Origin of the sequence: Actinoplanes missouriensis 431 (assembly GCF_000284295.1) — a bacterium.
GTDB classification, from domain to species: Bacteria; Actinomycetota; Actinomycetes; order Mycobacteriales; family Micromonosporaceae; genus Actinoplanes; species Actinoplanes missouriensis.
Window position 1 is genome coordinate 7,886,073 of sequence record NC_017093.1, and the last position, 25,246, is coordinate 7,911,318.

23 protein-coding genes are annotated in these 25,246 nt (G+C 70.7%); 9 read left to right on the forward strand and 14 right to left on the reverse strand.

The features are described 5' to 3' along the window. Positions 1-136 precede the first annotated feature (136 nt). From AMIS_RS35885 to AMIS_RS35905, 5 genes are all read right to left on the reverse strand, one after another. Positions 137-1,786: a S1C family serine protease gene (locus AMIS_RS35885; RefSeq protein ID WP_014447376.1), complete on the reverse strand. Its 1,650-nt coding sequence runs from the start codon at positions 1,784-1,786 to the stop codon at positions 137-139. Positions 1,787-1,825: 39 nt separating this feature from the next. Then, positions 1,826-3,409 carry a sensor histidine kinase gene (locus AMIS_RS35890; protein ID WP_014447377.1) on the reverse strand — a complete coding sequence of 528 codons (1,584 nt, stop codon included), beginning with the start codon at positions 3,407-3,409 and terminating at the stop codon, positions 1,826-1,828. 8 nt (positions 3,410-3,417) lie between these two features. Further along, complete coding sequence (locus tag AMIS_RS35895; protein WP_014447378.1) at positions 3,418-4,131, reverse strand: response regulator transcription factor; 714 nt, start codon at positions 4,129-4,131, stop codon at positions 3,418-3,420. 66 nt (positions 4,132-4,197) lie between these two features. Beyond that, positions 4,198-5,100, reverse strand: coding sequence for a lysophospholipid acyltransferase family protein (locus AMIS_RS35900; RefSeq protein WP_014447379.1), 903 nt, complete (start codon positions 5,098-5,100; stop codon positions 4,198-4,200). Continuing rightward, positions 5,097-5,855 carry a GNAT family N-acetyltransferase gene (locus tag AMIS_RS35905; protein ID WP_014447380.1) on the reverse strand — a complete coding sequence of 253 codons (759 nt, stop codon included), beginning with the start codon at positions 5,853-5,855 and terminating at the stop codon, positions 5,097-5,099. The genes AMIS_RS35900 and AMIS_RS35905 overlap by 4 nt, the downstream gene beginning before the upstream one ends. A gap of 106 nt (positions 5,856-5,961) precedes the next feature. On the opposite strand from AMIS_RS35905, the gene AMIS_RS35910 reads away from it, so the two are divergent. From AMIS_RS35910 to AMIS_RS35930, 5 genes are all read left to right on the forward strand, one after another. Beyond that, positions 5,962-6,609, forward strand: a complete 648-nt coding sequence (locus AMIS_RS35910) for a hypothetical protein (protein ID WP_014447381.1) — start codon at positions 5,962-5,964, stop codon at positions 6,607-6,609. A gap of 194 nt (positions 6,610-6,803) precedes the next feature. Continuing rightward, positions 6,804-10,523 (forward strand): multifunctional oxoglutarate decarboxylase/oxoglutarate dehydrogenase thiamine pyrophosphate-binding subunit/dihydrolipoyllysine-residue succinyltransferase subunit, encoded by a 3,720-nt coding sequence (locus AMIS_RS35915; RefSeq protein ID WP_041830276.1) that lies wholly within the window; start codon positions 6,804-6,806, stop codon positions 10,521-10,523. Between the two features lie 119 nt (positions 10,524-10,642). Continuing rightward, positions 10,643-10,822 carry a DUF6104 family protein gene (locus AMIS_RS35920; RefSeq protein ID WP_014447383.1) on the forward strand — a complete coding sequence of 60 codons (180 nt, stop codon included), beginning with the start codon at positions 10,643-10,645 and terminating at the stop codon, positions 10,820-10,822. 56 nt (positions 10,823-10,878) lie between these two features. After that, positions 10,879-12,954 carry a phosphate acetyltransferase gene (pta, locus tag AMIS_RS35925; RefSeq protein WP_172666643.1) on the forward strand — a complete coding sequence of 692 codons (2,076 nt, stop codon included), beginning with the start codon at positions 10,879-10,881 and terminating at the stop codon, positions 12,952-12,954. Then, positions 12,951-14,078, forward strand: coding sequence for an acetate/propionate family kinase (locus AMIS_RS35930; RefSeq protein ID WP_014447385.1), 1,128 nt, complete (start codon positions 12,951-12,953; stop codon positions 14,076-14,078). Before pta ends, AMIS_RS35930 begins: the two co-directional genes overlap by 4 nt. Here the strand turns inward: AMIS_RS35930 and AMIS_RS43535 are convergent. The 4 genes from AMIS_RS43535 to AMIS_RS35945 all read right to left on the reverse strand — a co-directional run bounded on the left by AMIS_RS43535 (position 14,055) and on the right by AMIS_RS35945 (position 16,982). Further along, positions 14,055-14,216, reverse strand: a complete 162-nt coding sequence (locus tag AMIS_RS43535) for a hypothetical protein (RefSeq protein ID WP_014447386.1) — start codon at positions 14,214-14,216, stop codon at positions 14,055-14,057. The genes AMIS_RS35930 and AMIS_RS43535 overlap by 24 nt on opposite strands. Before the next feature lie 48 nt (positions 14,217-14,264). Beyond that, positions 14,265-15,215 carry a zinc-binding dehydrogenase gene (locus AMIS_RS35935; RefSeq protein WP_014447387.1) on the reverse strand — a complete coding sequence of 317 codons (951 nt, stop codon included), beginning with the start codon at positions 15,213-15,215 and terminating at the stop codon, positions 14,265-14,267. A gap of 73 nt (positions 15,216-15,288) precedes the next feature. Next, the gene (locus AMIS_RS35940; protein ID WP_231859434.1) at positions 15,289-16,458 is read right to left on the reverse strand and encodes an NAD(P)-dependent malic enzyme; all 1,170 of its coding nucleotides are present in this window, start codon (positions 16,456-16,458) and stop codon (positions 15,289-15,291) included. A 215-nt stretch (positions 16,459-16,673) separates the two neighbouring features. Beyond that, positions 16,674-16,982, reverse strand: a complete 309-nt coding sequence (locus AMIS_RS35945) for a S26 family signal peptidase (RefSeq protein ID WP_014447389.1) — start codon at positions 16,980-16,982, stop codon at positions 16,674-16,676. Between the two features lie 85 nt (positions 16,983-17,067). Between AMIS_RS35945 and sodN the strand changes: the two genes are divergently transcribed. Together sodN and AMIS_RS35955 are read left to right on the forward strand one after the other, a co-directional pair. Then, positions 17,068-17,472, forward strand: a complete 405-nt coding sequence (gene sodN, locus AMIS_RS35950) for a superoxide dismutase, Ni (protein ID WP_014447390.1) — start codon at positions 17,068-17,070, stop codon at positions 17,470-17,472. A 111-nt stretch (positions 17,473-17,583) separates the two neighbouring features. Then, positions 17,584-17,979: an ATP-binding protein gene (locus AMIS_RS35955; RefSeq protein ID WP_083888854.1), complete on the forward strand. Its 396-nt coding sequence runs from the start codon at positions 17,584-17,586 to the stop codon at positions 17,977-17,979. Between the two features lie 13 nt (positions 17,980-17,992). On the opposite strand, the gene AMIS_RS35960 is transcribed toward AMIS_RS35955, so the two are convergent. Both AMIS_RS35960 and AMIS_RS35965 read right to left on the reverse strand, forming a co-directional pair. Further along, positions 17,993-18,685 (reverse strand): FadR/GntR family transcriptional regulator, encoded by a 693-nt coding sequence (locus AMIS_RS35960; RefSeq protein ID WP_014447392.1) that lies wholly within the window; start codon positions 18,683-18,685, stop codon positions 17,993-17,995. Between the two features lie 38 nt (positions 18,686-18,723). Beyond that, entirely contained in the window at positions 18,724-19,098 is a 375-nt protein-coding gene (locus AMIS_RS35965) for a hypothetical protein (RefSeq protein ID WP_014447393.1), read from the reverse strand. A gap of 73 nt (positions 19,099-19,171) precedes the next feature. Here AMIS_RS35965 and AMIS_RS35970 point away from each other — a divergent pair, with 73 nt between their 5' ends. Then, positions 19,172-20,122 carry a diacylglycerol/lipid kinase family protein gene (locus tag AMIS_RS35970; protein ID WP_014447394.1) on the forward strand — a complete coding sequence of 317 codons (951 nt, stop codon included), beginning with the start codon at positions 19,172-19,174 and terminating at the stop codon, positions 20,120-20,122. A gap of 412 nt (positions 20,123-20,534) precedes the next feature. Continuing rightward, positions 20,535-20,789 (forward strand): WhiB family transcriptional regulator, encoded by a 255-nt coding sequence (locus AMIS_RS35975; RefSeq protein ID WP_014447395.1) that lies wholly within the window; start codon positions 20,535-20,537, stop codon positions 20,787-20,789. Positions 20,790-21,336: 547 nt separating this feature from the next. On the opposite strand, the gene AMIS_RS35980 is transcribed toward AMIS_RS35975, so the two are convergent. The 3 genes from AMIS_RS35980 to AMIS_RS35990 all read right to left on the reverse strand — a co-directional run bounded on the left by AMIS_RS35980 (position 21,337) and on the right by AMIS_RS35990 (position 24,903). Then, complete coding sequence (locus tag AMIS_RS35980) at positions 21,337-22,167, reverse strand: sirohydrochlorin chelatase (RefSeq protein ID WP_014447396.1); 831 nt, start codon at positions 22,165-22,167, stop codon at positions 21,337-21,339. Between the two features lie 137 nt (positions 22,168-22,304). Further along, a complete protein-coding gene (locus AMIS_RS35985; RefSeq protein WP_014447397.1) occupies positions 22,305-23,060 on the reverse strand; it encodes a phosphoadenylyl-sulfate reductase in 756 nt (251 codons plus the stop codon). A gap of 151 nt (positions 23,061-23,211) precedes the next feature. Then, complete coding sequence (locus tag AMIS_RS35990; protein WP_014447399.1) at positions 23,212-24,903, reverse strand: nitrite/sulfite reductase; 1,692 nt, start codon at positions 24,901-24,903, stop codon at positions 23,212-23,214. Positions 24,904-25,246 lie beyond the last annotated feature (343 nt).

Sequence of the window (25,246 nt, forward strand, 5' to 3'; positions counted from 1 at the left end):
TGGGCAAACGCGAGTCCCCGGCGGCAAAAGTAGCCCGTTGGTCGCTAAAGGTCCGGAATCACGGCATAGATAGGAATACGGCGGGTGACGCGCCCACCCCCGGGTCACGTCACCCGCCGTAGCGGGAAAGCTCTGGTTACTGCGCCTCTTGCAGGGTCACCGTGACGGTCTTCTCGCTGCCGTTGCGGGTGAACGTGATCGACATCTTCTGGCCGACGCTGCCGGCCTGAACCGCCGCCACCAGGTCGTCCGACTCGTCGATCGCCTTGCCGTCGACCTTGGTCACCACGTCGCCCTGCTGCAGGCCGGCCTTGGCAGCCGCGCTGTTCTGGGTCACGGTGCTGACCAGGGCGCCGCCGTTCTCCCCGTCGGTCACGCTGACGCCGAGCGCCGGGTGGCTGACCTTCTTGCCCTGCATCAGCGCGTTCGCCACGTCGACCGCCTTGTTGCTCGGGATCGCGAAGCCGAGGCCGATGTTGCCGGAGCTCTGCCCGGAGGTGGCGATCGCCGAGTTGATGCCGATGACCTCGCCGTTCGTGTTGACCAGCGCGCCACCCGAGTTGCCCGGATTGATCGGCGCGTCGGTCTGCAGCAGGCCGGTCATCGTCTGGGTGCCCGACGACTGCTGCTGCTGTTGCTGGCCGCCGCCGAACGGGCTCTGCGGGGTCTCCTGCTCCTCCTCGCCGCCGGACTGGATGGTGCGGTCCTTGGCGCTGATGATGCCCGCGGTGACCGAGCCCTCCAGGCCGAGCGGGCTGCCCAGGGCCAGGACCGTGTCGCCCACCTGGCTCTGCGAACTGTCGCCGAACTTGGCCTCTTTGAGGTTGGAGACGCCGGAGGCCTTGACCACGGCCAGGTCGGTGCGCGGGTCGGTGCCGACGACCGTGGCGGTCGCCTTCGTCCCGTCCGCGAAGATGATGTTGACCGAGTCGCCCTGCGCGGTCGAGACCACATGGTTGTTGGTCACGATGTAGCCGTCGGCGCTGAGCACCACGCCGGAACCCTCACCGGAGCCGGTGGTGATCGAGACGACGCTGTCCTGGACCGCCGCGGCGATCTCGGCGAGCGACGAGCGGTCGACCACGCGGGTGACCGAGGAGTTGCTGGTCTGTGCGCTGGGCGCGGTGCCGCCGTCGTCGAGGGCCAGTGCGGTCGCGGCGCCGACCCCGCCCGCGCCGAGCGCGATCACCACGGCGGCCGCACCGGCCAGGAGGATCTTGCGGCCACGGCCGGAACGCCGCTGCTCGCCGCCGGGCTGGGCCCAGACCGGGACGCCCTCGGCGGTCTGCGTGCCGCCGGGCTGCCAGGCCGACGAGTACGCCGCCTGCTGCGCGTAGTCCTGGTAACCGGGCTGCTGGTAGCCGGCGTAGCCGTGCGGCGCCTGGTAGCCCTGGTGCTGGTGACCGTAGGCCGCGTAGGGCTGGCCGGTGACCGGCTCGGGCGCGCCATAAGGCTGGCCGGACGCGGGCTGCGCGTAAGCCGGCTGGGCCGACGCGGGCTGAGCCGACGCCGGCTGGGCCGACGCGGGCTGGGCCGACGTGGGGTGGGTCGCCGGCTGGGCGGCCCACGGGCTCGGCGCCGGGGCCGGCTGGGCCGGCTGGGTGGGCTGGGCCGGCTGGGTTGGCTGCGGCGGGGCAGCCGGAGTGTGGGGTGCCGCGGACTGGTGAGCGGCGGACTGCGCGGCAACCGTCGGCTGCGCGGCGGTCGGCTGCTCAGACTCCACCCGCGCCGCGCTGTTCTCAGCGGCGGCGTCCGCGGGCCGCGGGTCGGTCTCGTTCTCGTTCATGCGCTTAACTCTGCCCCGTCGTACTCGTACCGAACTGTGTTACTCCTGGACGTTTTCTGTGAAGGTTTTATCCGGATTTATGGTCGGCAAAGTGACGCGGAACGTCGCTCCCTTGCCGTCCTCGGACAGAACCTCCACGGAACCTTGGTGCGCGCGGACGATCGCCGCCACGATCGCGAGGCCGAGCCCGGTGCCGGTCGCCTCCCGGGTGGTGTTGCGCGTCCGTGCTTCGTCTGCCCGGTAGAACCGCTCGAAAACCCGTTCCATCTGCTCGGGTCCGAGACCCGGGCCGGTGTCCGCCACCTCGACCACCGCGGTGTCGCCCGCGCCGGCGTGCAACCGCAGCGTCACGGTCGCGTCCGCCGGCGTGTGCACCAGCGCGTTCGTCATCAAGTTACCGATCACCTGGCGCAGGCGGGCGTCGTCCCCGTACGCCACGAGCCGCTCCGGCTCGTCGCGCACCTCGAGGGTGATCTCGCGGTCCGGCGCGGTCGCCTCGGCGGCCTGCACCGCGTCCAGCGCGAGCACCGGCAGCTCCACCGGGGCGAGCGTGAGCGGCCGCTCCCGGTCCAGCCGGGCCAGCAGCAGCAGGTCCTCCACGAGCAGGCCCATCCGGGCCGCCTCGTCCTCGATCCGCCGGACCAGCCGGGCCACCGCGTCCGGATCGGAGACCGCGCCCTGGCGGTACAGCTCGGCGAAACCGCGGATCGTGGTGAGCGGCGTGCGCAACTCGTGCGAGGCGTCCGCGACGAACTGCCGCATCTTCTGCTCGGACTCCAGCGCCCGCGCCTCGGAACCCTGGGCCGCCTGAGCCGCCTCGCGCGCCGACTGCTCGGCCGCGAGGGCCGCCTGCTCGGACTGCGCGCGGGCCTGGAACGCCGCCTCGATCTGGGCGAGCATCGCGTTCAGCGCGCGGGACAGCCGGCCCAGCTCGGTGGTGGGCTCGCCGTCGTTCTCCTCCGGATCGGGGACCCGGCGGGTCAGGTCGCCGGCGCCGATCGCCGCGGCCGTCCGCTCGATCTGCACCAGCGGGATCAGCGTCTGCCGGACCAGCGCCGCGCCGATCGCGGCGAGCGCCACCAGCACCGCGCCGCCGACCAGGAAGTCGACCCAGACCAGCCAGGCGATCACCGTGTCCACCCCGGACATGCGCTGACCGACGTAGAGCGCCGAGTCGTTGTCGGTCCGGACCACGAGCATCCGCCAGGCCAGCGTGCCGTCGACCGACCTCGTCGTGTACGGCGTCCCGTCGTGCTTGTTGATCTCGTCGACGCCGGTCAGGATCTCCGGGAGCTGGTTGTCGGTGTAGTCCCCGCCGACCAGGATGCGCGTGCGGCCCACCCCGCTCACCGACGTGGTGGTGGTCAGGTAGTCCGACGGCAGCACGATCCGGATGGTGTCCGAGCCGCCGGCCTTGAGCCGGGCCAGCGCGAACCGCTTGAGCTCGTCGTCCATCCGGCTGATCAGGTACGTGTTCAGCGCGTAGGTGCTCGTGGCGCTGATCAGCGTGAGCGCCGCGAAGACCAGCACCAGCACCGAGGCGACCAGCTTGGTGCGCAACGAGATCTTGCGCAGGTTCGGGTGCAGCGGGATCGCGCCCCGCACCCGCTCGGCGAGCTTCATGCCCGCGCCTAGACGGCGGGCTTGCGCAGCACGTAACCCACGCCGCGCAGGGTGTGGATCAGTCGCGGCTGCACGTTGTCCACCTTGCGACGCAGGTACGAGATGTAGGACTCGACGATGTTGTCGTCGCCGCGGAAGTCGTATTTCCAGACGTGGTCCAGGATCTGCGCCTTGGAGAGCACCCGGTTGGCGTTGAGCATCAGGTAGCGCAGCAGCTTGAACTCGGTCGGCGAGAGCTGCACCCGGCTGCCCGCCCGGTAGACCTCGTGCGTCTCCTCGTCCAGCTCCAGGTCGGCGAAGACGAGCCGGGACGGCTGCTCCTCGCCGGCCGTGGTGCGGCGCAGCACCGCCCGGATCCGGGCGGTGAGCTCCTCCAGGCTGAACGGCTTGGTGACGTAGTCGTCGCCGCCGAGCGTGAGCCCGCGGATCTTGTCGTCGGTGCCGTCGCGGGCGGTCAGGAAGACCACCGGGGTGCGCTGCCCACCCTCCCGCATCAGGCGGATGACCTCGAAACCGTCGAGGTCGGGAAGCATGACGTCGAGCACGACGAGATCAGGCGCGGAGGTGCGCGCGGCGCTGACGGCCGCACTGCCACTGGTCGCGGTGGTGACGTCGAACCCGGCGAAGCGCAGGCTGGCGGAGAGCAGCTCGAGGATGTTCGCATCGTCCTCGACGACGAGCAGTTTCGCCTCGCTCTGCTTGGGCTGGGTCTGGGCGGCCATGGCGCCATTCTTTCTCCGCCCGCTGCGGCTCCGCTGCACAGTTGCTGAAAATTATCTGTGAGAGAGTCACGCTGCCAGGCGATAGGCCCGTCCGCCCAGGCTGGCCTGCGCGGCACGGGCCAGCGCGCCCCGCCCGGCACCGCTCTCCGGACGCAGCGCGGGAGCGGCCACCAGCGTGACGGTCAGCCGCCGGACCCGGGCCACCCGCAGCACCGAGGCCCAGAGCGTGTCGGCGCCGACGAACGCCGCCTCGGTCGAGTCGTAGCTGATCGAGATCGGGGCCACCGGCGCGCCGGCGTCGATCGCCGCCTGGAACAGAGCGGGGCGGAACGGGCCGCTCTCGGCGCCACAGTACGTCGTACCCTCGGGAAAGACCGCGACCGACCGCCCGGCGCGCAGCGCGGCAGCCACCTCGCCCACCGTCCGCGGCAGCGATTTCGGCCGGGTCCGGTCGATGAAGATGGCGCCGCTGCGGCCCGCCGTCGCGCCGATCGCCGGCCATTGCCGCACGTCGTGCTTCGCGACCAGCCGCACCGGGACGACCGCGTGCAGCGCGACGACGTCCAGCCAGGAGACGTGGTTGGCGACCAGCAGGCTGCCGGGGCGCGGCGCCGGACCGCGCCAGACCAGGCGGACACCGAGGACCGCGAGGATCGCGCGGGGCAGGGTCCGCAGCGCGCCGCCCCGCAGCAGCGCCGCCGGCAGCAGACCCATCAGGAGTACGGCGATCAGCCCGGCCACCCGCAGCGCGACGGTGACCGGAGTGGACGGCGACGCGTCACCGGGACGGCAGTCGTCGCCACACCCCGAAGCAGGCTGCCAGGTCGTGGCAGGGCTGGTCATCGTGGCAGGGCTGGTCATCGTGGCCGGGCTGGTCATCGTGGCCGGGCTGGTCATCGTGGCGGGGCCGGTCATCGTGGCGGGGCCGGTCATCGTGGCGGGGCCGGTCATCGTGGCGGGGCCGGTCATCGTGTCGCGCCCAGGAAGTGCCGCCGGTACCGCGGGTCCAGGCGATCCATCGAGAAGAGCACGTAGAAGTCGGCGCAGTCGAAGGCCGGGTCGTAGGCCGGCTCGCCGCAGACCCAGCTGCCCAGCCGCAGATATCCGCGGAGCAGCGCCGGAACCGCCACCTTGGGGTCGCCGGCGACGCCCTCGGCCGGGGTCCACGGCCGGCGCGGCTTCACCCGCAGCGCCGGCGGGGAGAGGTGCTTGCCGTTGATCCGCTCCCGGACGCCGGCCGCGGTCACGCCACCGTCGCCGAGCGGCACCGAGGCGCAGCCGCCCAGCCAGCGCAGGTTGTTGAGGTGCAGGTACCGGGCGATACCGGCCCACATCAGGTTGACCACGGCCCCGGAGCGGTGGTCCGGGTGCACGCAGGACCGGCCGATCTCGACCAGGTGGTCACGCAGCGGGCGCAGGGCGCTCAGGTCGAACTCGGAGTCCGCGTACCGGCGGCCGGCCAGCTCGGCGGCGCGCGGCGGGAGCATCCGGTACGTGCCCACCACCTCGCCGGTCGAGTCGTCCCGGACGATCAGGTGGTCGCAGTACGCGTCGAACTCGTCGCTGTCGAGACCGGCCGACCCGGTCAGTGTGGCGCCGAGCTCGCCGGCGAAGACGTCGTGACGCAGTCGCTGCGCGGCCTCGACGAGGCTCGCGTCGTCCGCGATGAGGAGCGTGTAGCCGCTGGTCCCGGTGGGTGCGGCGGCCGTCATCAGAACTGCCATGAGATCTGTGTAAGGGTGACAGCTGCCGATGGCGTGTCGGCTCAGGTGGCGATGCGTGACCGGTTGATGAACGACGTGTGCGACGGCTGATCGATAGGGTCGGTGGATGCTGATCCCGGCTCGATACAACGGACCTCCCGGAACCGGCAACGGCGGCTGGTGCGCGGGTGTCTTCGCGCAGGCCGCGGGCGTGCCGCGGGCACAGGTGACGCTGCGGGTGCCGCCGCCGCTGGAGGTCGAGCTCGACCTGCGCGACGACGGGGTCTGGGCCGGCGGCACGCTCGTCGCCTCGGTGGAGTCCGCCGGCTCCTTCCCGGACGTCGGCGTCGCGCCGGTGCCGCACGCCGAGGCGGTGACCGCCGCGAAAGGCTTCCCCGGCTTCACCCGGCACCCGTTCCCTGGCTGTTTCGTCTGCGGCCCGGACCACCCGGACGGCCTGCGGATCTTTCCGGGGGTGCTGCCGGACGGGCGGACCGCCGCGCCGTGGACGGTCCCGGACGAGGTGACCGCGCCGGCCGTGTGGGCGGCGCTGGACTGCCCCGGCGGCTGGGCCGCGATCGCGGGCGGCCGGCCTTACGTCCTCGGGCGGATCACCGCGGCGATCGACGCTCTGCCGGAGCCGGGAGCCGAGTGCGTGGTGGTCGGCGCCGCCACCGGGATCTCCGGCCGGAAGGCGACCGTGGAATCCGCCGTGCACGGACCGGACGGGCGCCGGCTGGCCGCCGCGCGCGCCACCTGGATCGCCGTCGGCTGACGATGAGGTCCGCGCCGTGGAGACGGTGCTCACATTCCGCGCCACCAGGCAACCTGACAAGGCGATTGGTCACAGAGTGGACGTCCGGATGGAGGGCGCTCATACACGGCGTAGCCTTGACGAGGAATCCTACCCGTCCTGCGTGACGGAGCAGTCACGTGATGACAAACACGGTGAAAGAGGCGAACGCGGCAGTGTCGACGCAGCAGACTTCGCAGGACAATCCACTCGCGGACTTCGGTCCCAACGAGTGGATCGTCGATGAGATGTACCAGCGATACCTGGCCGACCCGACCAGTGTCGACCCTGCCTGGCACGACTTCTTCGCCGACTACAAGCCGGCGATGGCATCGGGTTCGATCGCGACTCCGGACGAGGCCACGGCGGCCAACGCCACCGCGACCGCCGCGAAAGCCGGCACTGACGCGCCCGCCGCGGCCACGGTCGCCCCGCCGAAACCGGTGACCCCGGCCGCCGCGCCGAAGGCGGAACCCAAGTCGAAGCCCGCCCCGGCCGAGAAGGCCGCGCCGAAGCCGTCGGCCAACGCCGCGGCGACCGGCGAGGCGAAGACCACCCCGCTGCGCGGTGTCGCCTCCAAGATCGTGCAGAACATGTCGGCCTCGCTCGAGGTCCCGACCGCCACCTCGGTGCGCGCGGTCCCGGCCAAGCTGATGGTCGACAACCGCATCGTGATCAACAACCACCTCTCCCGCGGTCGCGGTGGCAAGGTCAGCTTCACCCACCTGATCGGCTGGGCGCTGATCCGCGCGGTCGTCGAGCACCCGGAGATGAACAACTCCTTCGCCGAGATCGACGGCAAGCCCAACCTGGTCCAGCCGCCGCACATCAACCTGGGCATCGCGATCGACCTGGCGAAGAAGGACGGCTCGCGCACCCTCGTCGTGCCGTCCATCAAGGGCTGCGAGGCGATGGACTTCCGGCAGTTCTGGCAGGCGTACGAGGACGTGGTCCGGCGCGCCCGCCGCAACGAGCTGACCATGGAGGACTACTCCGGCACCACGATCTCGCTGACCAACCCCGGCGGCATCGGCACCGTCCACTCCATCCCGCGCCTGATGAACGGCCAGAGCGCGATCATCGGTGTCGGCGCGATGGAGTACCCCGCGCCGTACGCCGGGATGAGCGACGAGATGCTCACCGAGCTCGGCGTCAGCAAGGTCACCACGCTGACCAGCACCTACGACCACCGGGTCATCCAGGGTGCGCAGTCCGGCGAGTTCCTCAAGGTGATGCACGAGCTGCTGCTCGGCAACCACGGCTTCTACGACGAGATCTTCACGTCGCTGCGGATCCCGTACGAGCCGGTCCGCTGGGTGCGCGACGTGGCCCGGACCTCCGAGGGGCAGATCGACAAGGCCGCCCGGGTGGTCGAGCTGATCCACGCGTACCGGGTGCGCGGTCACCTGATGGCCGACACCGACCCGCTCGAGTTCACCATCCGCAAGCACCCCGACCTGGACGTGCTGCAGCACGGCCTGACCCTGTGGGACCTGGACCGGACGTTCCCGGTCGGTGGCTTCGCCGGCAAGCAGAAGATGAAGCTGCGCGACGTCCTCGGCGTGCTGCGGGACAGCTACTGCCGCCGGGTCGGCATCGAGTACATGCACATCCAGGACCCGGAGGAGCGCCGCTGGGTCCAGGAGCGCATCGAGGTCAAGTACACCAAGCCGGACGCCGAGGAGCAGAAGCACATCCTGCACCGGCTCAACGCCGGCGAGGCGTTCGAGACCTTCCTGCAGACCAAGTACGTCGGTCAGAAGCGGTTCTCGCTGGAGGGCGGCGAGTCGCTGATCCCGCTGCTCGACGCGGTCCTGCAGTCGTCGGCCGAGGCCGGTCTCGACGAGATGGTCATCGGCATGGCCCACCGCGGCCGGCTGAACGTGCTGACCAACATCGTCGGCAAGCCGTACGAGAAGATCTTCAACGAGTTCGAGGGTCAGATGGACCCGCGGTCGGCGCACGGCTCCGGTGACGTCAAGTACCACCTCGGTCAGACCGGCAAGTACACGACGCCGGACGGCGAGCACTCCACCACGGTCAGCGTGGTCGCCAACCCGTCGCACCTGGAGGCCGTGGACCCGGTGCTCGAGGGCATCGTCCGGGCCAAGCAGGACCGCCTCGACCTGGGCCTGCACGGTTACACCGTGCTGCCGGTGCTGGTGCACGGCGACGCCGCGTTCGCCGGTCAGGGCGTGGTCGCCGAGACGCTGAACCTGTCCCAGCTGCGCGGTTACCGGACCGGTGGCACGGTGCACGTCATCGTGAACAACCAGGTCGGTTTCACCACCGCCCCGGAGTACAGCCGCTCGTCGATGTACTCGACCGACGTGGCCCGGATGATCCAGGCGCCGATCTTCCACGTGAACGGCGACGACCCCGAGGCCGTGGTCCGGGTCGCGAAGCTGGCCTTCGAGTACCGGCAGACGTTCAACAAGGACGTCGTGATCGACATGATCTGCTACCGCCGCCGCGGTCACAACGAGGGCGACGACCCGTCGATGACCAACCCGCGGATGTACCAGATCATCGACACCAAGCGCAGCGTCCGGAAGCTCTACACCGAGGAGCTGATCGGCCGCGGCGACATCACCGTGCAGGAGGCCGAGGAGCAGCTGCGCGACTACCAGGGCAAGCTCGAGGGCGTCTTCAAGGCGACCCGGGACGCGGCCGGCACCCCGCCGCGGCCGCGGGTGCTCGCGGAGGAGCCGGAGCCGGTGACCGAGACCGCCGTCGACCCGGGCGTGGTGCGCGCGGTCGGCCAGGCGCACGTCGAGCTGCCCGAGGGCTTCACCCCGCACAAGCGGGTCCAGCAGCTGCTGGACCGGCGCGCCAAGATGTCCACCGACGGCGGCATCGACTGGGGCTTCGGTGAGCTGATCGCGTTCGGCTCGCTGCTGCACCAGGGCGTCACGGTCCGCCTCGCCGGTCAGGACTCGCGGCGCGGCACCTTCACCTCCCGGCACGCCGCGATCGTCGACGCGAAGACCGGCAAGGACTTCCTGCCGATCTCCACGCTGGCCACCGGCAACGCCCGGTTCTTCGTGCACGACTCGCTGCTCAGCGAGTACGCCGCGATGGGCTTCGAGTACGGGTACTCGGTGGAGAACCCGGACGCGCTGGTCCTCTGGGAGGCCCAGTTCGGCGACTTCGTCAACGGCGCGCAGTCGATCGTGGACGAGTTCCTCTCCTCCGGCGAGGTGAAGTGGGGCCAGCAGTCGTCGCTGGTGCTGCTGCTCCCGCACGGCATGGAGGGTCAGGGCCCGGACCACTCGTCCGGCCGTCCCGAGCGCTTCCTGCAGCTCTGCGCGCAGGACAACATGCGCGTGGCGAACCCGACCACCCCGGCGAACTACTTCCACCTGCTGCGCCGCCAGGCCCTGAGCAGCAAGCGCAAGCCGCTGGTGGTCTTCTCGCCGAAATCGCTGCTGCGTCACAAGGCAGCCGTCTCGTCGGTGAGCGAGTTCACCGAGGGCACCTTCCAGCCGGTGATCGGCGACGCCGGGATCAACGGCACGCCGCTCGACGCGAACGCGGTGAAGCGGGTCCTGCTCTGCTCCGGCAAGGTCTACTACGACCTGGCGCAGGCGCGGGCGGACCGCGGCAACACCGACACCGCGATCATCCGGATGGAGCAGATCTACCCGCTGCCCGTCGAGGAGCTGCGGTCGCTGCTCGCGCAGTACCCGAACGCCGAGGACTTCGCCTGGGTCCAGGAGGAGCCGGCGAACCAGGGCGCCTGGTCGTTCGTGGCGCTCAACCTGCTCGAGCACCTGGAGGGCGTCCGGCTCCGCCGGATCTCCCGCCCGGCCGCCGCCGCCCCGGCGGTGGGCTCGGCCAAGATGCACGACGCCGAGCAGGCCGCGCTGATCGAGGCGTCGCTGCCGCGTCCGTGACGAGCGGACCGTGCCCGTGACGAGCTGACCGTACCCGTGACGAGCTGACCTCGTCCGTGACGAGCTGAAAAGGCGGGGCCGCGCAGGGATTCCTGCGCGGCCCCGCTTACTATCCGCTCATGTACTTCACCGATCGTGGCATCGAGGAGCTCGTCGAACGGCGCGGCGAAGAGACCGTGACCCTGGAGTGGATCGGCGAGCAGCTGCGTACCTTCGTCGACATGAACCCGGAGTTCGAGACTCCGATCGAGCGGTTCGCCACCTGGCTGGCCCGTGACGACGAGGACGAAGACGAGTAGATCTCACAGGCGGAACGGGACTTTCGGCCCGGCCGGAGGCTGATCAGGCCGGTAGGTTGAATCCCGTGGCACGCAGCGTTTACGTCGCGGGTTTGGGCCCCGGCGTCGGAAAAGGAACCGTGGCGCTCGGCATCGTCGAGCTGCTGTCCCGGCGAGTGGCGAAGGTGGCGGTCTTCCGGCCGCTTGTCGCGGGCGCCGGGCGAGATTCCGTTCTCTCCGTCCTCCAGGACCGCTATCCCGGGCCGGTGCCCTACGAGGAGTCGTTCGGCGTCACCCTCGCCGAGGCGACGGCGCTGGTCGCCGACGGCCGGCGCGAGGAGCTGATCGGCCGGATCGTGGAGCGCTACCGGGAGGTGGAGCGCCGCAGCACGGCTGTGGTGATCGTCGGGAGCGACTTCACCGACAAGATCGAGGAGGGCCGCGACGAGCTGCCCCGGGAGCTGGCCTTCAACGCCCGGCTGGCGACCGAGTTCGGCAGCGTCGTGGTCCCGGTGGTCAGCGGCGAGGGGCGTACCCCGGAGTCGCTCGCGGCGGCGGCCCGCAGCGCGTACCACTCCCTGGTGGATCTCGGCGCGACGGTCCTCGCCGTGATCGCCAACCGGGTGCCTTTCCCGGATCCGGCGGTGACCGGCCTGCCGGTCCCGTTCTGGGCGATGCCGGAGGTCGCGGCGATCGCCGCACCCACGGTGGGCGAGGTGGCCGCCGCCCTGGACGCCACGATCTTCACGGGTACGCCCGGCGCCCTCGACCGGGACGTGCTGGACTACGTGGTCGGCGCCGCCCAGGTCCCCACCGTCCTGCAGCACCTCACCGAGGGCGCGCTGCTGATCACCCCCGGCGACCGGGCCGACCTGCTGGTGGCCGCGAGCGCCGCGCACGCGGCCGGCACGGTCACCCTGGCCGGCCTCGTGCTGACCCTCGGTGAGCCGCCGGACCGGCACGCCGTCGAGGTGATCGAACGCCTCAACACCGGCCTGGCCATCCTGATCTCCAAGGCCGACAGCTACCACACCATCGCCGCGGCCGGCCGGATCAAGGCCGAGCTGAGCACCCCGCGCAAGATCGAGGCGGCGCTCGGCGTCTTCGAGAAGCACGTGGACACCGACGAGCTGGCCTCCATGCTCGACGTGGCCCGGTCCAGCCGGGTCACCCCGCTGATGTTCGAGAACGACCTGATCGACCGGGCCCGGGCCGACCGCCGGCACCTGGTGCTGCCGGAGGGCACCGAGGAACGGATCCTGCGGGCCGCCGAGACGCTGCTGCGGCGCGACGTCGCCGACCTCACCCTGCTCGGCGACCCGGCCGAGATCACCCGGCGGGCCCGGGAGATCGGCGTGGAGATCGGCGGGGCGCAGCTGGTGGACCCGGCGGCCAGCGCCTGGCGCGAAGACTTCGCGGCCCGCTACGCCGAGCTGCGCAAACACCGCGGCGTCACGATGGACCTGGCGTACGACGTGGTCCGCGACGTGAACTACTTCGGCACCCTGATGGTCGCCGCCGGGCGCGCCGACGGCATGGTGTCCGGCGCGAACCACACGACGGCGGCCACGATTCGGCCGGCCTTCGAGATCATCAAGACAGTTCCGGGGCTGTCGGTGGCGTCCAGCGTGTTCTTCATGCTGCTCGCCGACCGGGTGCTGGTCTACGGCGACTGCGCGGTCAACCCCGACCCGGACGCCGCCCAGCTCGCCGACATCGCGCTCTCCTCGGCGCAGACCGCCGCCGCGTTCGGCCTCGAGCCCCGGGTCGCGATGCTGTCGTACTCGACCGGCAGCTCGGGCTCCGGCGCGGACGTGGACAAGGTCGTGGCGGCCACCGCGCTGGTCCGCGAGCGGCGGCCGGACCTGCCGGTCGAGGGCCCGATCCAGTACGACGCGGCGATCGACCCGGCCGTGGCCGCCGCGAAACTCCCCGGCAGCGCGGTCGCGGGCAAGGCGACGGTGTTCGTGTTCCCCGACCTGAACACGGGCAACAACACGTACAAGGCGGTGCAGCGGTCGGCGAACGCGGTGGCGGTCGGCCCGGTCATGCAGGGCCTGCGCGCGCCGGTCAACGACCTGTCCCGCGGCGCGACGGTCAAGGACATCGTGAACACGGTCGCCATCACGGCGATCCAGGCGGGAGCGAAATGACCCGGGTACTCGTGCTCAACTGCGGCTCCTCGTCGGTGCGCTACCGGCTCTACGAGGGTGACGAGGTGCTCACCAAGGGGCTGATCCAGCGGATCGGCGAGGCTGACGGCGACGCCGCCGACCACGACGAGGCGCTGCGGAACCTGATGGACCGCCTCGACCTCGGCGGGCTGACCGCGGTCGGTCACCGGGTGGTGCACGGCGGGGAGCGGTTCACCGCGTCCACGGTGGTGACCGACGAGGTGCTCGCCGCGATCGAGGATCTGATCCCGCTCGCCCCGCTGCACAACCCGGGCGCGCTGACCGGGCTGCGGGTGGCGCGCAAGCTCCTGCCGGACGTGCCGCAGGTGGCCGTCTTCGACACCGCGTTCCACGCGACGATCCCGCCCGAGGGCGCACTCTGGGCGATCGACTCCGCGCTGGCGAAGCAGTGGGGACTGCGACGGTACGGATTCCACGGCACCTCGCACGCCTACGTGTCCCGGGAGACGGCCCGGCTGATCGGCAAGCCGGTCGGGGAGACCAACGTGATCACCCTGCACCTGGGCAACGGGGCGAGCGCGACGGCGGTCCGCGGCGGCCGGAGCGTGGCGACCTCGATGGGGATGACGCCGCTGCCGGGGCTGGTCATGGGCACCCGCTCCGGGGACATCGACCCGAGCCTGATCTTCCACCTGCACCGGGTGGCCGGGCTGTCGATGGACGAGATCGAGGACGCACTGACCCGCCGGTCCGGGCTGCTCGGCGTCTCCGGGCACAACGACATGCGGACGGTCCTGGAGCGCCGGGAGGCCGGGGACCCGGACGCCACGCTGGCGCTGGACCTCTACTGCCGGCGGATCCGGGAGTACGTCGGGGCGTACCTGGCCGTGCTGGGCCGGGTGGACGCGATCACCTTCACCGCCGGCGTGGGCGAGCACTCGCCGGAGGTCCGGGACCACGCGCTTGCCGGGCTGGAGGCTCTCGGCATCGCGGTGGACCCGGACCGCAACGCACGCAACGAACTGATCATCTCCCCGGACGGCTCACCGGTCACGGTGTGCGTGGTGCCGACCGAGGAGGAGCTGGAGATCGCCTCGGAGGCCCTGCGAGCCGTGCGCTCAGAGGGCCAGCCAGAGGACTAGGGCGATCAGCACGACGGCGGCAACGGCGCCGCCGATCACGAACGGGAGCTTGGAGGGCGGCCCGGAGTCCGGCCCGGTCCGGGTGAACGCCCGGAACGCCTCGGTGTTGCCGCTGGGGTCGACGCTGTTGTCAGACATGCGCCGACCCTAGCCAAACCGGTCAAGAATGGCGAAAAGGCCACCTGATCAGGCGAGATGATCAATAACCACCTTGCCGAAGACGTCGCCGGACGCCAGCCGCTCGAACGCCCGCTCGACCTCGCCGAACCCGAACGTCGTGTCGATCACCGGGCGAACCGTTCCCTCCTCGATCATCCGCAGCAGGGCGGCGAGTTCGTCGGGCGTGCCCATGCTGCTGCCCAGGATCTCCAGCTGCATGGCGAACACCCGGCGCAGGTCGATCTCGGCCCGGTGCCCGGCGGTCGCGCCGCACACCACGATCCGGGCGCCCGGCGCCGCGCACTTCATCGAGTGGTCGAACGTCGGCGCTCCGACCGACTCGATCACCACGCCGACGCGCTCCGGAAGACGGGCGCCGGGTTCCACCGCGGTCGCGCCCAGCTCGGCGATCCGCTCCCGTTTCCCCTGCTCACGACTGGTCGCGTAGACCCGCTTGCCGAGCGCGACACCGAGCGCGACGGCCGCGGTGGCGACGCCGCCGCCGGCCCCCTGCACCAGCACGGACTCGGCCTCGGCGATCCGGCCGCGGGTCACCAGCATGTGGTACGCCGTGAGCCAGGCCGTCGGCAGGCAGGCCGCGTCCGCGAAGGACACTCCGGCCGGTTTCGGGATGAGGTTCTCCCGGGGCGCCGCGAGCCGTTCGGCGATCGTGCCGGGGTGGCGCTCGGAGAAGAGCGAGAAGCCGCGGGGGTCGGCCCTGTCCTCGACCACCGGGTAGACGACGACCTCGTTGCCGTCCGGGTCGACGCCGGCCGCGTCACAGCCGAGGATCATCGGGAGCCGGTCGGGCGGCAGGCCGACGCCGCGCAGCGACCAGAGGTCGTGGTGGTTGAGCGAGGAGGCCCGGACCTCGACCGTCACCCAGCCGTCGGGTGCGGGCGATGCGGGCAGGTCACCGACGGTCAGGCCGCGGAGGGGCTGGTCCGGGTGCAGGGCGGAGGCGTAGGCAGCGCGCATGTCGTGACCTTAACGTCAGATAAGGCGACGACGCCGCCCCCGAGAGCCGGGGCGGCGTCGTTACCCGTACCCGTCAGGCGGTCTGCCGGACCTCGGCCACGACGGAAGCCGGCGCCGGAACGGCGGCCCGGCGCGCCACGCCGTCCTCGATCGCCGCCGCCGCGACCGCCGCGGCGACGGCCGGACCGACCCGCGGGTCCAGCGGGGACGGCACGATCGCCTCGGGACGCAGGTCGTCGGCGACGATCGCGGCGATCGCGTCGGCGGCCGCGACCTTCATCCGCTCGGTGATCGTGGTGGCCCGGACGTCGAGCGTGCCGCGGAAGATGCCCGGGAAGGCCAGCACGTTGTTGATCTGGTTGGGGAAGTCGCTGCGGCCGGTCGCGACGATCGACGCGTATCGGTGCGCGAGCGCCGGCGGAACCTCCGGCGTGGGGTTGGCCAGCGCGAAGATGATCGCGCCGGGCGCCATGCCGGCCAGCGCCGACTCCTCGATCGCGCCACCGGAGACGCCGATCAGCACGTCGGCGCCGATCAGCGCCTCGGTGATCCCGCCGGTCCGCCCGGAGATGTTCGTGGTCGCGGCGATCCGCTCCTTGAACGGGCCCAGGTTCGCGCGGTCGGCGTGGATGATGCCGCGCGAGTCGCAGACGATCATGTTGGCGCCCTGGACGCCGGCGGCGATCAGCGTGTTGGTGATCGCGACACCGGCCGCGCCCGCACCGCTGACGACCACGCGCAGGTCGGCGAAGCGACGCCCGAGCAGCTTCGCGGCGTTGCGCAGCGCGGCGAGCGTGACGACCGCGGTGCCGTGCTGGTCGTCGTGGAAGACCGGGATGTCGAGCTCGGCGTCGAGCCGCTCCTCGATCTCGAAGCAGCGCGGCGCGCTGATGTCCTCCAGGTTGATCCCGCCGAACGACGGCGCCATCGCCTTGACCGCGGCGATGATTCCCTCGACGTCCTGGGTGTCCAGGCAGATCGGGATCGAGTCGACCCCGCCGAACTGCTTGAACAGGACGGACTTGCCCTCCATGACGGGCATCGCGGCCTTGGGGCCGATGTTGCCGAGGCCCAGGACGGCGGAACCGTCGGTGACCACGGCGACGGTGTTGGCGGTCCAGGTGTAGTCGGCGTAGAGCGACTCGTCCTCGGCGATCGCCTCACAGACGCGGGCGACGCCGGGCGTGTAGGCGAGGGACAGATCGTCGCGACTGGACAGCGGGACCGTCGCGCTCATCGTCATCTTGCCCTGGCGGTGCAGGTCGAAGACCGGATCGGCGGCAAGGGCAGGATCGAGCTCGAAACTGAAGAAAGACACGGTGAACTCCACACGGCATCGGCGTTGATACGTGGCACCTGACCACTGCTGGACGCGAGTATGCGCCAGGGGACGGTGCGATGCGGGGATCACCCGAGAAAGCGTCCGCAGCGCGGGTGTGCGCTGGGGATTACAAAACACTACTTTATCGGCCCTGGCCTGGGCCAGTACCGAAATGTCACACGCCCGAGGACATCGGCAACCCCATACGCCCGCGAGTCGTCGATGACTAGCTGATTGTCGCCCTCGAGCCACCATCCGCCGTCCTGCTCGCGGATCGCGCGCTTGACCACCAGCAGGCCGGGCCGGGACCGGAAACCGGCCACCACCACGTCACCGGGACGGATCCGGCCACCCCGGCGGACCAGCACGGCGTCGCCGGACCTCAGCGTGGGGACCATGGACGGGCCCTGCACCAGCGCTGCGAACAGTGGTAATTGCCATGCCAAGGCAGGAAGCCTCCGTCGCGTTCGCCTACCGGCGTAAGGGGTAGTGTCAACCACGGATCATCGCAAACTCTATGGAGGAGTCCTGATGCGACTTCCGCGTTTCCTCACGCCGCGCACCGTGGTCAGCGCGCACTGTGACCTGCCCTGCGGGGTCTACGACCCGGCCCAGGCCCGGATCGAGGCCGAGTCGATCAAGGCGATCGCCGAGAAGTACCAGGCGAACACCGACCCGGAGTTCCGCACCCGGGCCATCCTGATCAAGGAGCAGCGCGCCGAGCTGGTCAAGCACCACCTGTGGGTGCTCTGGACCGACTACTTCAAGGCGCCGCACTTCGAGAAGTACCCGAACCTGCACCAGCTCTTCAACGAGGCCACCAAGCTGGCCGGCGCCGCCGGCGCCAAGGGCTCGGTCGACCCGTCGGTCGCCGAGCAGCTGCTTGGAAAGATCGAGGAGATCTCCAAGATCTTCTGGGAGACCAAGCAGGCCTGAGGGCTGCTCCGGGCCCGGCAGCCGATCATTCGGCCGCCGGGCCTGCCCTTACCCAGAGTGAGCGGCTAGAGTCTCCTCCATCAGGAGGAGGGGCCCGGGGTGACTCAGCTGATGCAGACAGAGCCGGACGTCGGCGACGACGTCGTACTACTGACCGTTCCCGCCGACGGCGGATACCTCGGCGTCCTCCGCACGGCCACCGCGGGTCTCGCGGCGCGGCTGCACTTCGCCCTCGACGAGATCGAGGACCTGCGCATCGCCGTCGACGAGGCGTGCGCCATGCTGCTCGCGATCGCCACCCGCGACGCCGAGCTGGAGTGCCGGTTCGCGGTCACCGACGACGCCCTGACCGTCGAGGTCACCGTCGCCACGGTGCGCGGCGCGCGGCTGCCCTCCGAGTCGTCGTTCGCGTGGAAGGTGCTGACCGCCCTCACCACGTCGGCCGAGGCCGAGGCGAACGGGCGGTACGCGACGATCCGCCTGCTCACCAGGCGCACCGAGTTCTAACCGGCCGGGCTTTTCAGCGGACTGCCTCCGCTATGTAATCCAGGTGCTCGGCCGCCAGCCGGGTCGCTGACTCGGCGTCGCGCGCGACGAGACGCTCCAGCATTCGCCGGTGGTCGGCGTCGATGCGCATCCAGTAACCCTCGGGCAGCACACCTGTCACCTCCTCGCCGTACGAAGCCTGGTAGAGCGGGCTTCCCACGAGCTCGAACAGCGGATTCGCGGTAGCTTTCGCCATCGCCCGATGGAACACCGCGTGCGCCGCCATCATGGTGTCGAAGTCGTCGATCGTCGGATCGAAGAGCGCCCCGCGCAGCTCGGCCAGATGCACGTCGGTGCGGCGGACCGCGGCCAGGCCGGCGATCGGCACCTCGAGCGAGCGCCGCAGCTCCAGCATGTCGGCGAGACCGACGCTGGCCGAGTGCGTGAGCAGCGCGAACCCGGTGGAGAGCCCGTCCGCGAGCTGCTCGGCATCGGGATGCGCCACGAAGCTGCCACCGGTGACCCCACGGGTCGTGACGATCAGATGCTGGCTGGCGAGCAGCCGCAGAGCCTCCCGCACCGTGCTCCGGCTGACGCCGATCTTGACGCACAGCTCGGGCTCCGGTGGCAGTCGCTCACCGGGTTGCAGGCGTCCCGAAGTGATATCTGCTCGCAAATCGTCCGCGAGTTGTTGGTAGGCGGGCGGGCGCACCGTTGAGCCGGTCACCTGTCCAGGTTAGGCCCTGATCCGCCGCTGGAGACCCGCTAATCGACGCCCAACGCTCGACTACTCGGTGGAACCAGGATCAGCGCCGCGGTCACCGCCGCCAGCAGCAGCATCCCCGCGCCCTGCCAGGTCATCCCGATCTGCACCAGGAATCCACCGGTCGCCAGCAGGAAGAGCTGCACCACGACGGCCGGTCCGCGGGCGCGCACCGCCCGGCGGCCCAGCGCCCGGGCCACCAGGAAGACCACGAACGCGGCCAGGGCGGCCATCACGGTGAGCGAGGCGGCCACCGCCACCTCGATCTCACCGCTGGTCAGATCAAGGACGATGAGGTACGCGGTGAGCACAGCGAGTCCCGCCGCCTCGAGATACAGCAGCCGCACCCCCCAGTCGAGGGTCCCCGCACGATCCATCACAGGTTTCTCACCGGTCACTCGTGCACCATACCGACAGCCCGGAGCCGTTCCGGCGGGTACAGTGCCGCCCATGCGAGCGTTGCTGGTGGTCAACCCCCGGGCGACCACGACCAGTGAGCGCAGCCGCGACGTGCTGGTGCGGGCGCTGCGCAGCGCGGTGGATCTGACCGTGCGGTATACCGAACGGCGCGGCCACGCCACCCGGCTGGCCCGGGAGGCAGCCGAGAGCGGCGTCGACCTGGTCGTCACGCTGGGTGGCGACGGCACGGTGAACGAGGCGGTCAACGGCCTGCTCACCGCATCGACCGCGCTCGCCGGGCTGCCCGGCCCGCTCGCGTTCCGGCTGCCGGCCCTCGCGGTGGTCCCCGGCGGCTCCACCAACGTCTTCGCCCGCGCGCTCGGCATGCCACGGGACTGGGTGGACGGCACCGGCGTGATCATCGCCGGCATCCGCGACGGACGGCACCGCGTGATCAATCTCGGTCGAGCGGATGATCGCTACTTCACCTTCACGGCCGGTCTCGGGTGGGACGCCGCGACGATTCGCGGCGTCGAGCAGGCCCGTCTCCGCGGCCGCACGTCCACACCGGGGTTGTACGTCCGCTCGATGGCCGGCCAGTTCCTCACCGGCATGGACCGTAAGGACCCGCCGCTCTCGCTGGAACAGCCCGGCGAGGAGCCGACGGCCGGACTGAGCACCGTGATCGTGCAGAACACCGCGCCCTGGACCTACGTCGGCGAGAAGGCCGTCGATCTCAACCCCGGCGCCTCGTTCGATCTCGGGCTCGACGTGCTGGCACTGCGCCGCCTGAATATTCCGGGGACGGCCCGGACCGTGACACAACTCGCGTGGCGATCCGGTGATCTACGAGGTAAACAAGTATTACGGCTGCATGACATCGCCGAGTTCACCGTGGTGGCGTCCCGGCCCCAGGCATTCCAGCTGGACGGCGACTACTTAGGGGAACGACAGAAGGTGCACTTCGTGTCCGTCCCCTCGGCGCTGCGTGTGATCTGCTGACAGTGGGGTACGTGAAACCGGAAGGTGCTCACGATCCGTTACAGAAACACGGTCAAAAGGTCGGCGAAGTGGGCAGGACCGTACTACATTGATGGGAGCGTTCGTCAACCGGCCCGCGCAGGAACGGCGGAACCGGACATAAGGGTGCGTGAGCCAGCTCACCCGCCGGGAGAAACTTCCAGCGCTACCCTTGACATCGCGAGAGTTCGTGAAAGCATTCACAAGCGATAAGAAGTAACCGGTTGCTGCTTGTACGCGTTCCTAATCCAGAAGCGCGGAACAGCTACCAAACACCAAAAGCTTGCTGACGCACTGGTGATCACACGGGTACAACCCGTCGCCACCACTGCGCACGCATATAGGTAAACAGCACTGTTTTCATTACCCCATCCGAAACAAGGAGTTTGCCGCCATGGACTGGCGTCACGATGCGATCTGCCGCGACGAGGACCCTGAGCTGTTCTTCCCGATCGGGACGTCCGGCCCGGCGCTCCTGCAGGTCGAGCAGGCCAAGGCCGTGTGCCGGCGGTGCCCGGTGACCGAGTCGTGCCTCTCGTGGGCGCTCGAGTCCGGTCAGGACGCCGGCGTCTGGGGCGGGATGAGCGAAGACGAACGGCGCGCCGTGAAGCGTCGTGGTGGCCTTCGGGTCGGCGCTCCTACCGCCTGATTCAATCCCCCGCACAGCATTTACGCCCCGGGCCTGACGGCACCGGGGCGTCTTGCTGTTTCCAGCCGCTCACGCTTCGCTTCCATTCCACAGTGCGCAATTGCGATCACCGTACGTTTAGCGCAAGCCCTGAAATGATCTCGAAATTCGGATCGAGGCGCTTTGCGTCGCCGACTCGGCACACTCCGCATTGGAGTGACCCGATCACTCTTTCGCTGTTACCTTGCGCGGACCACCGGTAACCCAGAGTGAACTAATCCGTTTACCGGCGAACGCGGTCGCCGTGACCCTGATCGGACTAGCTCGCGGGGACGCTGAGCGGCCCGCAGAGCCGTTCCCCGCGCCGTCCCCGCCTTCATAGGCCGCCTCGGAGCCTCCGCCCCGCAGAATCGATCTCGGGCAGTCGCTCTTACCCGCCGACACGCACGCCGGCGCCTGCGGGCATGGCGGTGTCCCCCGCGCGCCCGCCCGGCCGGGTGAGCGCCCGCCCGGCCGGGTGAGCGCCCGCCCGGCTAGGTGAGCGCCCGCAGCGGTGTGCTGGGCCGGATCAGGCGGCCAGCGGGAGGGGGTGGCGCAGCGCCGACTCCACCCGGGCTGCCACGAGACGCACCAGTTCCGGTGACGCCGTCAGGGGCTCGGCGATCGCCACCGCGCCGGCCTCCCGGGCTGTGCGGGCCGCGAGGTCGTGGAGCAGGCCCGGTGCGAGGAAGTAGGCGGACATACCGACCCTTCGCGCGCCGGCGGCCCGCAGCGCGGTGACCGCCTCGCCGGGCGTGGGGCCCGCGCCGGACGCGTAAGCCACCGCGGCGGGCAGCCCGAGACGCCTTCCCAGGGCCACGGCCGCGTCGGCCACGGTCGCCCGCGCCGCCTCGTTGCGGGTTCCGGCGGACGCCAGCACCACACCGTCGAGAGCCCACGGAAGCGAACCGGCCGGATCGGGCACCACGCCGGGAAGCGACCCGGCCGGATCGGGCAGCACGCCGGGAAGCGGATCAGACGTCACGCCGGGAAGCGACCCGGCCTCGGTGGCGGCTGACTGTGTCGCGGCCAGCAGGCGCCGGCTCAGGGCGGAGAGCAGCAACGGCGACGCCGGGCCGAGGACGTCCGTGGCGGTCACGCTGATCGGCAGCGACTCGGCCGCGCGAACCACGGCCGGCAGGTCGACACGCCCGTGATAGGCCGCGGTCAGCAGCAACGGCACCAGGATGGCCCGGGATGCCGGCGCCGACGCCAGCACGTCGAGCGGCCGCGGTCCCGCATGGTCCAGGTAGGACGCCTCCACCAGCCACGCCGGGCAGGCCCGGCGGACCGCCCGGGCCAGCGCCTCGGTCGCGACGGCGGCCCGCGGGTCACGGCTGCCGTGCGCCACCAGCACCACCGCCGGCCGCGCCAGTCCTCCGGCCGGCGAAGATCCCTGCGCCGGCCCCGACGAAGCCGGCCCGGGGTAAGCCGGCCCAGAACAAGCCGGCCCAGAAGAAGCCGGCCCAGAACAAGCCGACCCGTCGGCCGAGCGGATCAGACGTGGAGGCCGCATTCGGTCTTCTCGAACATCGCCCAGCGACCCGCCCGCGGGTCCTCCCCCGCCTTGGTCCGCCGGGTGCACGGCCAGCAGCCGATCGACCCGTACCCCTTCTTGAACAGCTCGTTCACCGGCACGTTCCAGCGGCTGACATACCGATCCACGTCCGCCTGGGTCCAGGCCGCGATCGGGTTGACCTTAACCTTGCCCTTCTTCGCGTCGAACGCGACGACCGGTGTGTTCGCGCGGGTCGGGGACTCGTCGCGGCGCAGGCCGGTGGCCCAGGAGTCGTACTCGGCGAGGGCGCGCTCGAGCGGCTCCACCTTGCGCAGGAAGCAGCACTCGTCCGGGCTGCGGGCGAAGAGGCGGGGACCGTACTCGCCGTCCTGCTGGCCGACGGTCATCCGGGGGCGGACCGAGCGCACGTTGACGTTCATCGTGCGGACCACGGTGTCGCGGACCTTGAGGGTCTCCGGGAAGTGCAGGCCGGTGTCGAGGAAGACCACGTCGACGCCGGGCGACACGCGGGAGAAGATGTGCGCCACGACGGCGTCGGCCATCGAGCTGGTGACGCAGAACCGCGAGCCGAAGGTGTCGGTCGCCCACTTGGCGATCTCCTCGGCGGGCCGGCCCTCGAGAGCCTGAGCGGCGTCCAGCGCGAGCGCCTTGAGCTCGTCAGGGGTGCGGCGACCGGATTCGACAGGGGCGGTGAGATCGACGAGGCCGAAGCCGGCAGCGTTGAGGAGGCTCATCTGTTTACTCCCTTGGACAGCAACCCGATGAACTTGACCGAGAAAACCCGCGCGCAGGAGTGGCACTCCCAGGCGCCGTGCGAGGCCTCGCCGGGGCGGAGGTCCTCCTCACCGCAGTAGGGGCAGTACAGGACGGCGGATCTGGCATCGCTCATTTCAGGAGCTCCTCGTCGGCCCGCAGCACCCAGGTAGCGAACGTCTCGCCGTCGGTGCGGCCGTCCAGGTAGTGGCGGGCGACGCGTTCCACGTACTCCGGAAGCTCTTCGGCGGTGGCCTTGAGGCCCCGCACCTTGCGCCCGAAGCCGGCGGTCTCGCCCTTGGCCATGCCGAGCGCGCCGCCGAGGTGGATCTGGAAGCCCTCCACCTGCTCGCCGTGCGCGTTCATGACGAGCTGGCCCTTGAGGCCGATGTCGGCGACCTGGGTGCGCGCGCAGGCGTTCGGGCAGCCGTTGATGTGCACCGAGATGTCGGCGTCGAAGTCCTTGAGCCGGTCCTCGAGCCGGGCCACCAGTTCCTCGCCGCGGGCCTTGGTCTCGACGATCGCGAGCTTGCAGTACTCGATGCCGGTGCAGGCCATCGTGCCGCGCCGCCACGCCGACGGCCGGGCTTCGAGCCCGATGCCCCGCATCGCGGTGATCAGGGACTCCACGTTCTCGTCGGCGACATCGAGGACCAGGAGCTTCTGGTACGCGGTGAGCCGCACCCGGTCCGAGCCGTGCGCCTCGACCAGGTCCGCCAGCCGGCTCAGCTGGGTGCCCGAGGAGCGGCCGACCACCGGGGCGGCGCCGACGTAGTTCCGGCCGTCCTTCTGCTTGTGCACGCCGATGTGGTCGATCGGCTTCTCCGGCAGGTCCGGCGAGGGGCCGTCGAGCAGCGTCCGGCCGAGGTACTCCTTCTCCAGGACCTCGCGGAACTTCTCCACGCCCCAGTCGGCGAGCAGGAACTTCAGGCGGGCGCGGTGACGCAGCCGGCGGTACCCGTAGTCCCGGAAGATCCCGACGACGCCCTCCCAGACGTCCGGGATCTCGTTCAGCGGCACCCAGACGCCGAGCCGCTCGGCCAGGCGCGGGTTGGTGGAGAGGCCGCCACCGACCCAGAGGTCGAAGCCGGGGCCGTGCTCGGGGTGCACCACACCGACGAACGAGATGTCGTTCGCCTGGTACGGCCCGTCCGCCAGCCAGGAGATCTGCGACTTGAACTTGCGGGGCAGGTTCGAGTACCGCGGGTCGCCGACGTACCGCTTCACGATCTCGTCGATCGCCGGGGTCCCGTCGATCACCTCGTCGGCGGAGACACCGGCGACCGGGCTGCCGAGGACGACGCGGGGGCAGTCACCGCAGGCCTCGGTGGTCTGGAGCCCGACGGCTTCGAGCCGGCGCCAGATCTCCGGCACGTCCTCGACCCGGATCCAGTGCAGCTGGATGTTCTGCCGGTCGGTGATGTCCGCGCTGTCCCGGCCGAACTCGGTGGAGATCTCCGCGATGGTGCGCAGCTGGGCCAGGCTGAGCGCGCCGCCGTCGCAGCGGACCCGGAGCATGAAGTACTCGTCCTCGAGCTCCTCCGGCTCCAGCACCGCGGTGCGGCCGCCGTCGATGCCCGCCTTGCGCTGGGTGTAGAGGCCCCACCAGCGGAACCGGCCGCGCAGGTCGGCCGGGTCGATCGAGGAGAACCCGCCGTGGGCGTAGATGTTCTCGATGCGCGCGCGGACGTTGAGCGGGTTGTCGTCCTTCTTGCTGCGCTCGTTGGGGTTCAGGGGCTCGCGGTGGCCGAGCGCCCACTGACCCTCGCCGCGGACCTTGCGAGGCCGGGCGGCCGGCGTTGCGGGGGTGTTGCTGGGCGCCATCTCGGCTTCCCTCCGGGTTTCGTGGGCGCACGGTGCCGCTCACGGCCCTGGAGGCTCGTGACATCTGTGTCAGGAGTGGGCCCGGCGGTCGCGTGCCCGAAAATGAAAAGCGGGCGGCGTCAGGAAGCCGGACACATCGCGCTGCGGACACGGCCGTAGTCCACGTGGCGGCGGGCCACGAAGCGGCGGTCAACTGCAGCGGTCATGTCGGCTAGCGTCTCACGCCCGGCGAATCCAAGCCAGTGCGGTCCAGAATCCGGGAGTGTGCCACGTAACACAGCCGTCACAAGTGGTAACACTTGACATTGGCCACTCGGGGTAGTGACACAGGCACCCGGGGTTG